We start from the raw sequence: 13,754 nt of genomic DNA, 5'->3' as shown, positions 1-13,754 counted from the left end.
TTAATGACGCTACCAAGCAATGAATCAATCGAAGAGCTCGTCGCTTTGTCGATGTTGCAACAAGCACGTACATTTGCCGAGGCCTACGGCGGGCAGTCGCGCCTATGGCAGCGGCCCTATGCAGAGGCGCGGCCTCGTGTCGCTTCATCGATCGCATCGGTCTGGATGACGGCCTATCCCCCTTCGGTAATCCCGTTGCCCGGCGAATCCGTTCTGAAGACCCTTGGCGACGCACATCTGTGGTCAGCCCTCTCGGCGATCGGCGTACGCGGTATTCACACGGGACCGATGAAACGTGCCGGCAGTATGAAAGACGGCGTCTACAGCCCGACGATCGACGGCAATTTCGACAGAATAAGCTTCGACATCGATCCGACTTTCGGCACGAACGAGGAATTCGTTGCCATCAGCCGCATGGCGGCGGCACACAACGCCATTGTCATTGACGATGTCATTCCTTCACACACGGGCAAGGGTCCGGATTTTCGGCTCGCCGAAATGAATCATTCGACCTACCCTGGTCTCTATCACATGGTCGAAATTCCAGAGGAAGAATGGCAGCGTCTTCCGGACGTGCCTGAGGGCCGGGAGGCGGTCAACCTGCCTGCCGATACCGTTGACTACCTGAGGGATCGTGGCTTGATTGTCGGCCAGCTCCAGCGGGTCATTTTCTTCGAGCCCGGCGTCAAAGAGACGGACTGGAGTGCGACCGGCCCGATTACCGGCGTCGACGGCAAGGAGCGCCGCTGGGTTTACCTGCACTACTTCAAGGAGGGGCAGCCGAGCCTGAACTGGCTGGATCCATCATTTGCCGCGCAACAGATGATCATCGGCGATGCGTTGCATTCGATCGACCAGATGGGCGCCCGTGGCCTGCGGTTGGACGCGAATGGATTTCTCGGCGTCGAGCGCCGAGTGGAGGGGCCGGCATGGTCGGAAAGCCATCCGCTTTCCGTGACGGGCAACGCACTGCTCGCTGGCATGATCCGCAAGGCCGGCGGGTTTTCGTTTCAGGAGCTTAACCTGACGATCGATGATATTGCCGCGATGTCAAAGGGTGGAGCGGATCTGTCCTACGATTTCATCACGCGCCCGGCCTATCATCACGCGCTGTTGACAGGCAATACCGAGTTCTTGCGCATGATGCTGCGGATGGTCCATGAATTTGGCATCGACCCTGCGTCGCTTATTCATGCGCTCCAGAATCATGATGAACTGACGACGGAACTCGTGCATTTCTGGACCTTGCATGCAGACGATATTTACACCTTTGCCGGCCAGACCTGGCAGGGGCGTACGCTGCGTATGCATATTCGCGACGTAATACGCGAGCGCCTTTCGGGACCCAACGCCCCCTATAACCTTCCCTTTGTCACCAACGGAATCGCCTGCACGACAGCGAGCGTCATTACCGCAGCCCTCGACATTGCCGACCTGGAAAGCATCGATGACGAGACGACGAAGCTGATTCAGAAAATTCACCTTCTGCTGGTGATGTACAACGCTTTTCAGCCGGGCGTATTCGCGCTTTCCGGATGGGATCTGGTCGGCGCTTTGCCATTAACGCCGGCTCAGGTGCATCACCTGATGGCCGACGGCGACACCCGCTGGATCGAACGCGGCGCCTATGATCTGACGGGTCAGAACTCTGGCGAGGAGTTTTCCGCCGACGGCATGCCGCGTGCCCGCGCCCTATACGGCCCGATCAGCGAGCAGCTGGCGCAGCCGGACTCGTTTGCCTCGCAGCTCAAACGCCTGCTGGCCGTTCGGGAAGCTTATGGGATCGCGGCCAGTCGACAAGTCTCGATACCTGATACCACTGCCCCAGGTTTGCTCATCATGGTCCACGAACTTCCGGATCTACGAGGCACGCAGGTGACCGCCCTGAATTTCAGCTCCTCGGCGATCTCCGAAGTCGTGATCTTGCAGAACGTCAGGCCAGGACCTGTCGTCGACATGATTGCGGAGTCAATCGAAGGCGACCTCACAGAAGATGGCGCCTTGACTATCAATCTGGAGCCCTACGAGGGTCTATCCCTCAGAGTTGTTGGAACGCTCCCGACACTCTGAATGTCACGCGCTTATCTCTGCAAATAGCCGCGTTTTTGCGTTCGCTGGTGGGTCTACAACCCGCTTGCGAACGTGATTTTTGACGGGATTTTGCACGGCTTGGCCGGCGGTGATCCAACGATACGGGATCTCTGACGCCTACACCTGCTGTCGAGTAACAACCAATCGCAGGACCACGCGGGCGACATTACGCTGCCTCCATGCGTCACATCACATGGACGGCGCGAAAGCGCTCGGGATGCTGCTCCTGGCGGCATGGACCGGCACGTCGATGCGCTGTCCTGTGATCCGGTCGTAGAGGTGCAGTGCCTCTGGCGGCAGGGTCAGCCAGACGGGCCGGCCTTCCAGTTGCTGGTCGCCGGGTGGGAGGGTCGCTGCGATCTCCCAGTCGCCAAGGGTGCAATAGGCGACGCGCGAGCCACCCAGTTCCTCGACAAAGTCGACCGTCGCCGGAAGGCCGGTTCCGGCAGTTTCGCTCAGCAGGAGGTTTTCCGGCCTGACCCCGACGGTGACCGGAGTTCCTTCCGCAAGGCTTGTCCGGCCGATGCCGACCCCGCCAGTTGGCGCATCGATGACGAGAGCGCCGCCGGCCCCGATGGCGGCCGGGAAAAGGTTCATGGCCGGCGCCCCCATGAACCCGGCGACGAAGACCGAGGCCGGCTTTCGGTAGACCTCGGCGGGCGAGCCGATCTGCTCGACGCGACCGGCATTCATCACGATCAGCGTGTCGGCAAGCGTCATCGCTTCGACCTGATCATGCGTCACGAACACCGACGTCGCCTTGAGGCGCCGGTGCAGCTTCTTGATCTCGATGCGCATCTGGACGCGCAGCAGTGCATCGAGATTGGACAGCGGTTCGTCGAACAGGAAGACGTCGGGTTCGCGCACCATCGCGCGGCCCATGGCCACGCGTTGCCGCTGCCCGCCGGAGAGCTGCGCCGGGCGCCGGTCGAGATACTCCGTCAGGTTCAGGATCCTCGCCACAGCCTCGACCTTGCGGTCGCGCTCGGGCCGCGGCAGCTTGGCGATCCGAAGCGGATAGGCAATGTTCTGGCGCACGGTCATGTGCGGATAGAGCGCGTAGTTCTGGAACACCATGGCACAGCCACGATCGGCCGGCTCGATGTCGTTCATCACCATTTCACCGATGGAGATCGTGCCTGACGTCACCTCCTCCAGTCCCGCGATCATGCGCAGGAGGGTCGACTTGCCGCAGCCCGACGGACCGACGATGACGACGAAATGGCCATCGGGGATGGTGATATCGACGCCATGCAGGACCGGCTTGCCGTCATAGGATTTTTTGAGGTTTGAGAGTGTCAGATCAGCCATCAGATGTCTCCCGGACGACGGTTGTGCAGGTGTGCAATCGTGGACGTGTCGCGGCCGATGCCTGCGAGAATGGGTCTGCCGCGCATCAGCGGATACCGGATTTCATAAAGGACTGGACGACCTGGCGCTGCAGGAGGACGTAGATGACGAGGACCGGCAGGCTTGCGAGCGTCGAGGCTGCCATCAGTGGTCCCCACTGGTTGCCCTCGGCCGTCATGAACATCTGGATGCCGATCTGGATGACGGAGTTCTCGGCCGTGCGGCTGAGCAGCAGTGGCCAGAAATACTCGTTCCAGGTCGAGATGAAGATGAGGATGGCAAGCGAGGCGATCGTGCCGCGCAGATTGGGCACCATCACCTCCCAGAGAATCCGCCAGTTGCGTGCGCCGTCCATCCGCGCCGCCTCGATGACTTCCCGGGGGAAGCTGCGCATGGCCTGGGCAAGAAGCAGGATCGCAAGCGCCGAGACAAGGTTCGGCAGGATCAGCGCCACGATGCTATCGAGCAGACCCATCTGGGCAATCAGCAGATAGTTCGGGATCATCACCACCTGAAAGGGTACCAGCCAGGTCAGCGCCACGGCGCTATACACCAGCTTGTCGAGCGCGAATGTCCAGCGGGCGAAGGCGAAGGCGGCAAGAAGCCCGGTCAGAAGCTGAAAGGCCGTGGAGACGACGGAAAAGACCAGCGTGTTGACCAGCATGCGGCCGATCGGGATGGCCTCCAGCGCCTGCCGGTAATTGTCGAGCGACATGCTCGTCGGCCATAGGCTCGTCTCGAACATGGCATTGGCGGGACGCAGCGAACTGGCCAGCATCCAGTAGACCGGGAAAAGGCACAGGATCGACAGAAGGACCATGAGGACGTGCCCGGCCGCGGTGTCGAGGCCGGATTTGTCCGAGATGCGACGAAGCGGGCGCGCCATCGGGCGGGGCGCGTGCAGGACGTCAGTTGTCATGGAAAGTATACCTGTCGATCAGGCGGAAGAGCACAAAGGCCACTGCGCCGAAGCCGAGAAAAAGGATGACGGCCGCAGCCGAGCCCCAGCCCACCGACATGGTGGAGAAGCCGAAATCCCAAAGGAGATAGTAGATGTTGGAGGTGGAGCCGAGCGGGCCGCCGCCTGTCAGCACGTTGATGTAGGTGAAACTCCACTGCGCGCCGAGCAGGATCGTCATGACGACCAGAAACAGGGCCGTGGAACTGAGCAGCGGCAGGCGGATGTCGCGGATGATCTCCCATTTGCTGGCGCCGTCCATGCGCGCGGCCTCCACCAGGGAGGGGTTGATGTTGGCATTGGCGGCAGACAAAATCAGCGTCGAAAACCCGATCAGCTTCCAGCCGGTGATCAGGATGACGGTCCAGATGGCAGTGTTGGGATCGGAAAGAAACTTCACAGGCTTGAAGCCGATGCCCTGGAGCATCTGATTGACCAGGCCGTAGCCGGGATCGAGCAGCCAGCGCCAGACGGCGGCGGCCACCACCGGCGCGATGATCATCGGCACGAAGATGATGGCGCGGTAGATGTTGCGCGAGCGCTCGGGAAGGTCATGCGTATAGATGGCGATCGCCAGCGGGATCAGCACGGCGAGCGGCAAAAGGCCGAAAATGTAGATCCCGGTATTGCGCAGCGACTGCCAGAATTTGGGCAGGGCAAAGATGCGCGTGTAGTTGTTCCAGCCGACATAGATCTGCGGCGAATTGGGCAGCATGTTCCACTGGTAGAAGCTCAGACGCAGCGCATCGACCAGCGGCCAGTAGATCCAAACCACAAGCAGGATGATGGCCGGAGACAGGTAGAGCCAGGGTGCCCAGCGCGACTGGGTCATCCGTCTGCGGCGGGTCGGTGCTTGTGTGGCCAAGGCCATTCTACGCTCCAGTGGGTTTGAAAGGCGTTGGCCTTTTCCGTCGGTCCGGTCGTGGCAATTCGGGCGACGGGTGTGTCACGCGCACAGACGGTCCGTCAGCGCTTCGATCTCCGCGGGCGTGAGGCCGATCCGTTGGAGATAGGCCGCGATCCCGCCATGCGCCGCATCGAGACAGGCGAGGAAGGCCTCCATCGTTACGGCGTCGCTGGCGAGCATCCGCTCGACATGGTCGGCATCGATGCCGGCCGCAAGCGAACGGGCGCGAAGCTGCGCGATCAGGCCCTCGGCGGAGGCGGTGAGCGCATAGTCGGCCACGATGTCGGCATGCGAGACGCCGGCAGTGGCCAGAAGCATGGCAGCGACGACGCCGGTACGGTCCTTGCCGGCGGTGCAGTGGAACAGCACCATCCCCGGCCGGGCCTGCCCGATGGCGCGAAAGACCGTGGCGAACTGCGCGCCACAGTGATCCAGCGCGCTGCAATAGCGCTCTGCCATGTCGAAGGGCTGCCGCACCATTGCGATCGGCGCCAGCGCGTCGAAGAGCACGATATTGCGGTAGGACACCGTCTCGTGGCCGATGAAGGGGTGGCTGGTGACCGCAGTCTCGTGCGGCCCGCGCAGGTCGATAACGAGCGAGAGATCATCGGCGACAAGCGTCGCCAGGCTCTCGCCGTTGAGCGGGTGCAGTGCTTCCCCGCGCAGGATCCGGCGCCATTGCGTGGTGCCGCCGGCCTGCCGATCGTAACCGCCGAGGTCGCGGATGTTGTGGGTGTCGGGCAGCGTCCAGTGACGCATGGTGGCCTCCTGCTGTGCTTCGGTCTGTTCGTCTTGGTACAAATGGGGCGCGCGTCGTCGCGGATGCAACGCCCCCACTCGCGCGTGGTCAGGGCATCAGCGCCTGGGCATTGGCCTGCGCCTCGGTCAGCGTCTTCACCACGTCATTGGGACCGAGCACGGCCTCCGAGACGGCTTCCTTCATCATCGCTTCGGCCTGGCGATAATTCGGGCCGGGGAAGGCGACATTGGGGGTAAGACGCGACAGCTGTTCGAGGTTCGGACGGATCAGCGGGTGCGTCGCGGTCCAGGGACCGAGCAGCTTCGGATCGTCGACGATGTTGAGGCGAAGCGGCAGATAGCCGATCTTCGAGGTGATGATTGTGTAGCCGTAGTCGGAGGTGAGGAACTTCATCAACTCGTATGCGGCGCGCTGCTTGACCGGATCCTGCGAGAAGGCATAGAGCGCCGAGCCCGAATTGGTGGGCGCGGTCGGCTTGGTCCCGAAGGCCGGCATGCCGGTCACGCGCAGTTCCCACTTGCCGTCGGCGGATTTGGACAGGGAGTTCTGCAGGGCGCTGGTGTAGAGATACATGCCCAGCCGGCCGGCGGCAAAAGCCTCCTGCGGATTGGCCGGGTCGAGGCGGGCATGGGCGCCGCTGTCGACCATGTCGCGCAGCATCTGCACCGCTTCAATGCCGTTCTTGTCGGCGAAGGTCAGCGTGTTGTCATCGCGGACCTTGCCGCCGTTCGACATCAGGATCGCCTGATAGACGAAGGTGCCGTCTGTCGGGCCATAGGCGCCGGGAAAGAAGCCGTCCACGCCGGTCTTGGCGACGATGGCTTCGGCTGCCGTCTTCACCTCGGCCCAGGTCTTGGGTGGCGTCTCGGGATCGAGGCCGGCTTTGCGGAAAAGATCAGCGTTGTAGTAGAGGATCGGCGTCGAGAACGTATAGGCAAGCCCATAGGTCTTGCCGTTGATCTTGCCGAGGTCGACGCCACGCGGGATCAGTCCGTCGGTAAGGGCAGCGTAGCCCTTGGCCCCGGCCAGGTCCTCGAGCGGCTGTGCACCCAGATCGGAGGCAAGATAGATGAGGTCGCGAAACACCAGCTGGGCAACGTCGGGCTGCATGCCGGCGGCCATATCGGCCTGCAGGCGCGTGATGATGTCGTTGGAGGGAACTCCGACAGTCTTCACCTTGATCAGCGGGTTTTCCTGCTCGAACTTGGCGATCATCTCGCGGGTGGCGTCCGCACCGGCGCTCGCCGTGGCGAGGTTGTAGTTGTAGAAGGTGATGGTCACCGGCTTGGTGATCTCGGCAGCCATTTCGGCATGCGCGGCGCCGGTTATTCCGGCGGCACCAAGGACTGCGGCGACCGCAAGGCCGAGGAAGGTGCGTTTTCTCATTGCGGGAAGCTCCTGTTGGGAGAAGTTGGTCATTCGGTGGCACCCGCCATGGCCGCATCCTGCTTATGGCGCAGCAGGGACAGGTCGTAACGGTTGAGTTCGTTGCGGGTCTGCGGCAGGGGAACGAGCGCCATGGTCAGGCCCGAGGTGCGAATGGTGCCGATCCCGAAGGAGGCGCCTTCGACCATGCGCAGGATGTCTGTCGTCAGGATATCGGTTGCGGCATGCTGGCCCATGCCGACAATGACGGGGATGCCATGCCATGAGGAGAACCGGTCGTGATGGATATGACCGGAGAGGATCGCGAGGATGTTGCGGCCCTTGAGCACGCCGGCCAGCTGCTGGCTTTGGCTGAACTCGATCGTGCGCCAGTGGTCCCACGGAACAGCGTCGCCCAGCACCGGGGCATGGTGGGCAACGATCAGCTTGGGCAGATCGCCGTGCCGGTCGAGCGCCTGAGCGAGCCAGGCGAATTGCGCGGGCGTCAGGCTGCCGCCGATCTCGCCAGGGGTCGTGGTATCGAGCGTGACGATATGGATGCCGCCGATCACCTGGTCGTGGTCATAGGGAGCATCGAGATCACTGGTTCGGTCAAGCATGGCTTGGTAGAAACCGGCGCGCGTGTCGTGATTGCCGATCGCGTAGACGACCGGCACGTCGGTGGCCGCCATCAGCGACCGCAGCTGGCGGTAGCTCTCGACATCGCCTCGATTGGTGAGATCGCCGCTGGCAATAATGAACTGCGGCTTCTGATCCATCGACCCGATCAGCGCGAGCACGCGCGAAAGCGTCGCCGAGGTATCGCTGAACAGATGGCTATCGGCGACGGAAGGATTGCCGACATGTAGATCGGAGATGTGGATGAATGTCGTTTCGACCATGGGGAGCTCCTGCGTTGGAGCCTGTCTAGGCGCTTCCCGTCTCAGCGGGATGACGGCTTTGAAACGCTGTTTGAAATCGGCGTGGTAAATATCGGCTCCGTTGCCGCAACAACGAGGGCAATGATGCTGCTGGCATTGCCAAGATCGAGCTGGTGGTCCGTCAGTTCGTCGGTGCGGCCGCGGCTTCGCGTCATTTGCGTGCGCACCCCGAGAAGGCACGAGATACGGAATCCGACATCAACTTCGCTCAGCCATGGCGCGATTTTTCTGAAATGCGGGACGAACTGGCGATGATGCTCGATATCCTCGACCATCGGCCGGAATATTTCCGGGTCGTCGCTGGATTGTGCAAGCGTCGTCAGATGGCGGAGCACCCCGTAACTGGAATGGGGATCGAGGCTCCAGCGAATGGATGGCCCGACAAGCGCTGCGATGAGATCGCCGGCGCAGGCAGGCGCCGGATCGGCCCGTTGGACCGCAGCCTGAAGCAATGCCAGGCGCTCCGCATTGAGGCGGAGATAGACGCGCTCGGCAGCCGAAAAAATCAGGTGCTGAAGGGTTCCGAAATGATAGTTGACCGCCGCCACATTGGTGCCCGCCCGACAGGTGATCGTCCGCACCGTCACGTCATCGGGGTGCCGAGCAGCCGACAGCAGTTGCTCGCACGCAGTGCGCAATTTCTCTCGCGTATGGCTCACTATCATACGGTTGCGTAGCGCAAACTCTGTGACATCCGAGTGAAGGTCAAGGAGAAGGCTGGCGCGGAGACCACGCCTCTCGCGCAAATCGGGTCGGGCAGGCCCGCGAGAACGCCCGTCTCCTGAAAGGGGCTACCGGCGACCGCGCCAGAGAAGCGATGAGGTTTGTCGCAACACGCCGAGCCGGTTGGGGCTTTCAGTGAAACGAGGTCACTCGAGACCGGATATACGTGCGTCGCCAAAGCGGCGGACCTTCCGCAGGTACGTAATGAAGGCGGTGAAGAACCGGAACACACTGAGCGAAGTAGCTGTACCGGTAGGAGGGCAGGAAAACAGGCCATCACTTCGTACAACGACGTTAACGCCAGCCGCGTCGAAGCTGTCACCTCAATGATGTAGTGTCCATTCACCTCCCCGTTCTTGTCGAAAGGGACGTCATGATCCCATAAGAGGCCAAAACCAATCTTGTCTACGCTCGCAATCCCTCGGACGAGACAGATGTGTGCATCGAGCTGCAGATCGAACTTCGTCAGGACTTTAGCAAGACCCGCGGCTGGCGTCTGCTCGAAACCTACTCACACAAGGCGATCAGCGGCACGGACTATAATGGTGGGTCAGCATGTCCTGGCGCGCCCGCGTTCAGGTAATATTGGCAATCAGACCAAAAAACACAAGCTCCTCAACGGTTATGGCGAGCAGCTTTTGGTGGAGTTTCCCGAGTGGGAGGATCTGCAAGTGTCGTTGGTTGCGGGGGCAGGATTTGAACCTGCGGCCTTCAGGTTATGAGCCTGACGAGCTACCGGGCTGCTCCACCCCGCGCCAAGCGAATTTGGCTTTGCCAAATTTCGCGTCTGCGTAAACCGCGTTGCGGTTTACGTGTAGTGCCGGAGCAAATCCGAAGGATTTGTCTCCTGTGAGGGACGCACCGACTACGAGCCAGACGTCCCTTCGGCAATTCTAAACCCCACCAACGACAAAAGGCCGCTTTGGGAGCGGCCCTTGGTTTGGCCAGGGGCCGGTTGTTTTCGTGTATGAGAAGATTGTTTGGTCCATCCTCATGGATGGCATTGCCTTTAATAGACCTGGCAGCGACCTACTCTCCCGCGTCTTAAGACGGAGTACCATTGGCGCAGGGGTGTTTCACGGCCGTGTTCGGAAAGGGAACGGGTGCAGCCACCCCGCAATGACCACCAGGTCGATTAAGGGCAATGTATGCGTGGCAATGGGCGACCATTGCAACGCTTTATCGAGAAGCTGGCGGAGGCGAACCCCCTTTTGTCTTAGTTGAACACGTCTTTGGTGCAACAAACCGGACGAACACTGACGTGTTCGCCGGGCCCGTCGCAAAGGCTTTCGCCTTCGCTCTGTCAGGACCAACGCTCACGCGTTGGCCTTGAGATGAGCATAGTCAATGAGAACGATGAAGCCAATCGGGCTATTAGTAAGGCTAAGCTTCATGCATTACTGCACGTCCACACGCCTCCTATCAACGTGGTCGTCTTCCACGGCCCTGATAGGGAATACTCGTTTTCAGGTGGGTTTCCCGCTTAGATGCCTTCAGCGGTTATCCCTTCCATATATAGCTACCCTGCTATGCCGTTGGCACGACAACAGGTCCACCAGAGATATGTCCATCCCGGTCCTCTCGTACTAGGGACAGATCCTGTCAATATTCCTACACCCACGGCAGATAGGGACCGAACTGTCTCACGACGTTCTGAACCCAGCTCACGTACCGCTTTAATTGGCGAACAGCCAAACCCTTGGGACCTGCTCCAGCCCCAGGATGCGATGAGCCGACATCGAGGTGCCAAACAACCCCGTCGATATGGACTCTTGGGGGTCATCAGCCTGTTATCCCCGGCGTACCTTTTATCCGTTGAGCGATGGCCCTTCCACGCGGGACCACCGGATCACTATGACCGACTTTCGTCTCTGCTCGACTTGTCAGTCTCGCAGTCAGGCGGGCTTATGCCATTGCACTCGACGACCGATTTCCGACCGGTCTGAGCCCACCATCGCGCGCCTCCGTTACTCTTTCGGAGGCGACCGCCCCAGTCAAACTACCCACCATACACTGTCCCGGATCCGGATAACGGACCGCGGTTAGACATCCATGACGATAAGGGTGGTATTTCAAGGATGGCTCCACGAGAACTGGCGTCCCCGCTTCAAAGCCTACCACCTATCCTACACATGCCGACACGAATGCCAGTGTAAAGCTATAGTAAAGGTGCACGGGGTCTTTCCGTCTAACCGCAGGAACCCCGCATCTTCACGGGGAATTCAATTTCACTGAGTCTATGTTGGAGACAGCGGGGAAGTCGTTACGCCATTCGTGCAGGTCGGAACTTACCCGACAAGGAATTTCGCTACCTTAGGACCGTTATAGTTACGGCCGCCGTTTACTGGGGCTTCAGTTCAAAGCTTGCACCTCTCCCTTTAACCTTCCAGCACCGGGCAGGCGTCAGGCCCTATACGTCGTCTTTCGACTTCGCAGAGCCCTGTGTTTTTGATAAACAGTCGCTACCCCCTGGTCTGTGCCACCCCTTTCCACTTGCGTAAAAAGGGGTCACGCTTCTTCCGAAGTTACGCGTGCAATTTGCCGAGTTCCTTCAACATAGTTCTCTCAAGCGCCTTGGTATGCTCTACCTGACCACCTGTGTCGGTTTCGGGTACGGTCTATACGGTGGAGCTATTTCCTGGAACCGCCCCGCTGCACATCCAATCCAATAAGGAGGTACAACTTACGCGATCCGTCACTACCACCAGGCCCACGAATATTAACGTGGTTCCCATCGACTACGCATTTCTGCCTCGCCTTAGGGGCCGGCTAACCCTGCTCAGATTAACTTTAAGCAGGAACCCTTGGTCTTTCGGCGAGGGGGTCTCTCACCCCCTTTATCGTTACTCATGTCAACATTCGCACTTCCGATATCTCCAGAGGCCCTCACGGGTCCTCCTTCACAGACTTACGGAACGCTCCGCTACCACATACACTTGCGTGCATATCCTCAGCTTCGGTGCATGGCTTTAGCCCCGTTACATTTTCGGCGCAAAGACCCTTATTTAGACCAGTGAGCTGTTACGCTTTCTTTAAATGATGGCTGCTTCTAAGCCAACATCCTGGTTGTTTTGGGATCCTCACATCCTTTCCCACTTAGCCATGACTTGGGGACCTTAGCTGGAGGTCAGGGTTGTTGCCCTCTTCACGACGGACGTTAGCACCCGCCGTGTGTCTGCCGACTAGTACTCCTCGGTATTCGGAGTTTGGTTAGGATCAGTAAGACGGTGAGTCCCCATAGCCCATCCAGTGCTCTACCCCCGAGGGTATTCGGTCGACGCTCTACCTAAATAGATTTCGCGGAGAACCAGCTATCTCCGAGTTTGATTGGCCTTTCACCCCTAGCCACAAGTCATCCCAATCTATTGCAACAGATGCGGGTTCGGCCCTCCAGTTGGTGTTACCCAACCTTCAGCCTGCTCATGGCTAGATCACTCGGTTTCGGGTCTAATGCATCTAACTAAATCGCCCTATTCAGACTCGCTTTCGCTGCGCCTACACCTACCGGCTTAAGCTTGCTAGATACACTAAGTCGTTGACCCATTATACAAAAGGTACGCCGTCAGGCCCCTTACTAAAAAGAGCGCCCTCCGACTGCTTGTAGGCATCCGGTTTCAGGTTCTATTTCACTCCCCTTGTCGGGGTGCTTTTCACCTTTCCCTCACGGTACTTGTTCGCTATCGGTCATGCACGAGTACTTAGGCTTGGAGAGTGGTCTCCCCATGTTCAGACAGGATTTCACGTGTCCCGCCCTACTCAAGGACAATGTCTGTTCTACGCTTACGGGGCTATCACCCACTCTAGCCAGGCTTTCCAACCTGTTCAGCTTTATTCAACATTGCCACTGGCCTGGTCCGCGTTCGCTCGCCACTACTTACGGAGTCTCGGTTGATGTCCTTTCCTTCAGGTACTTAGATGTTTCAGTTCCCTGAGTTCGCTTCTTACACCCTATGTATTCAGGTGTAGATACCTTATTGATAATACCTAGAAATCTAAACCGTCCCGAAAGACGACTTAAACTTTCTAGGTATTTAAGGTGGGTTGCCCCATTCGGAGATCCATGGATCAAAGCTTATTCGCAGCTCCCCACGGCTTTTCGCAGCGTATCACGTCCTTCTTCGCCTGTGCATGCCAAGGCATCCACCAAATGCCCTTAAAACACTTCATCGTTCTCATTGCCAATGCTCATCAATATAGCTTCCTCCAAAAGAGCAAGCGGAAGGGCTACCTTTTACAACCCAACCTTCTCATGATGCCATCAACGTGTTCGACAAGCCTGCTTTTTTGGGGTCACGCCGAGCGACCCGCTTGCAAACTTGTCTTTAAGACCAGCTTCTCGAGATTAAATCCGGGTCCGCGCGGTTAGCAAACGGACATCAATAAGTCGTCAGAGATGGTTTAGGGCCAAGCCCCAAAACACCAACAACGACCGACCAGAGTGACATGCTTCCTACCTACTCCAGTTCTTCCTCCAGATCCGACCGGCTAGGTCATCCTTGGTATCATCAGAACCGGGCTCGGACATCTTTGGGTCAAAACCCAAAAATACCTGGAAGCATCCAGATCAATCTTCTCTTCACAATTTTGCAGAACAGGCAGCACTCCTAAAAGTGATGCAAACTTTATTTTCTTCAGAAGACAATGCGACAAGGGAACCAT

Annotated in this window: 8 protein-coding genes, 1 tRNA gene and 2 rRNA genes; 1 reads left to right on the top strand and 10 read right to left on the bottom strand. The window is 59.2% G+C overall.

Going from position 1 to position 13,754, the window contains the following annotated elements; all coding sequences use genetic code 11:
- Positions 1-3: 3 nt before the first annotated feature.
- Positions 4-2,070 carry a maltose alpha-D-glucosyltransferase gene (gene treS, locus AC0JZ8_RS20575; protein ID WP_113111334.1) on the top strand — a complete coding sequence of 689 codons (2,067 nt, stop codon included), beginning with the start codon at positions 4-6 and terminating at the stop codon, positions 2,068-2,070.
- Positions 2,071-2,280: 210 nt separating this feature from the next.
- On the opposite strand, the gene AC0JZ8_RS20570 is transcribed toward treS, so the two are convergent.
- From AC0JZ8_RS20570 to AC0JZ8_RS20525, 10 genes are all read right to left on the bottom strand, one after another.
- The gene (locus AC0JZ8_RS20570; protein WP_471893414.1) at positions 2,281-3,402 is read right to left on the bottom strand and encodes an ABC transporter ATP-binding protein; all 1,122 of its coding nucleotides are present in this window, start codon (positions 3,400-3,402) and stop codon (positions 2,281-2,283) included.
- Positions 3,403-3,487: 85 nt separating this feature from the next.
- Positions 3,488-4,360, bottom strand: coding sequence for a carbohydrate ABC transporter permease (locus AC0JZ8_RS20565; RefSeq protein WP_113167712.1), 873 nt, complete (start codon positions 4,358-4,360; stop codon positions 3,488-3,490).
- A complete protein-coding gene (locus AC0JZ8_RS20560; protein WP_174197838.1) occupies positions 4,350-5,270 on the bottom strand; it encodes a carbohydrate ABC transporter permease in 921 nt (306 codons plus the stop codon). Before AC0JZ8_RS20560 ends, AC0JZ8_RS20565 begins: the two co-directional genes overlap by 11 nt.
- A 75-nt stretch (positions 5,271-5,345) precedes the next feature.
- On the bottom strand, positions 5,346-6,065 hold the full coding sequence (locus AC0JZ8_RS20555) for a tyrosine-protein phosphatase (RefSeq protein ID WP_471893413.1): 720 nt from the start codon (positions 6,063-6,065) through the stop codon (positions 5,346-5,348).
- 88 nt (positions 6,066-6,153) lie between these two features.
- Positions 6,154-7,452 carry an ABC transporter substrate-binding protein gene (locus tag AC0JZ8_RS20550; RefSeq protein ID WP_471893412.1) on the bottom strand — a complete coding sequence of 433 codons (1,299 nt, stop codon included), beginning with the start codon at positions 7,450-7,452 and terminating at the stop codon, positions 6,154-6,156.
- Between the two features lie 29 nt (positions 7,453-7,481).
- The gene (locus AC0JZ8_RS20545; protein WP_471893411.1) at positions 7,482-8,333 is read right to left on the bottom strand and encodes a metallophosphoesterase; all 852 of its coding nucleotides are present in this window, start codon (positions 8,331-8,333) and stop codon (positions 7,482-7,484) included.
- 41 nt (positions 8,334-8,374) lie between these two features.
- Positions 8,375-9,010: a TetR/AcrR family transcriptional regulator gene (locus AC0JZ8_RS20540; RefSeq protein ID WP_471893410.1), complete on the bottom strand. Its 636-nt coding sequence runs from the start codon at positions 9,008-9,010 to the stop codon at positions 8,375-8,377.
- Positions 9,011-9,773: 763 nt separating this feature from the next.
- Positions 9,774-9,850: transfer RNA gene (locus AC0JZ8_RS20535), tRNA-Met, on the bottom strand.
- A gap of 261 nt (positions 9,851-10,111) precedes the next feature.
- A 5S ribosomal RNA gene (gene rrf, locus AC0JZ8_RS20530) occupies positions 10,112-10,226 on the bottom strand.
- Positions 10,227-10,448: 222 nt separating this feature from the next.
- Positions 10,449-13,263 (bottom strand): 23S ribosomal RNA (locus AC0JZ8_RS20525).
- Positions 13,264-13,754 lie beyond the last annotated feature (491 nt).

The sequence above is a fragment of the Velazquezella soli genome, from assembly GCF_977018685.1.
Note: the sequence above shows the minus strand (reverse complement) of the source record. Positions and strands in the feature narration are given on the sequence as shown.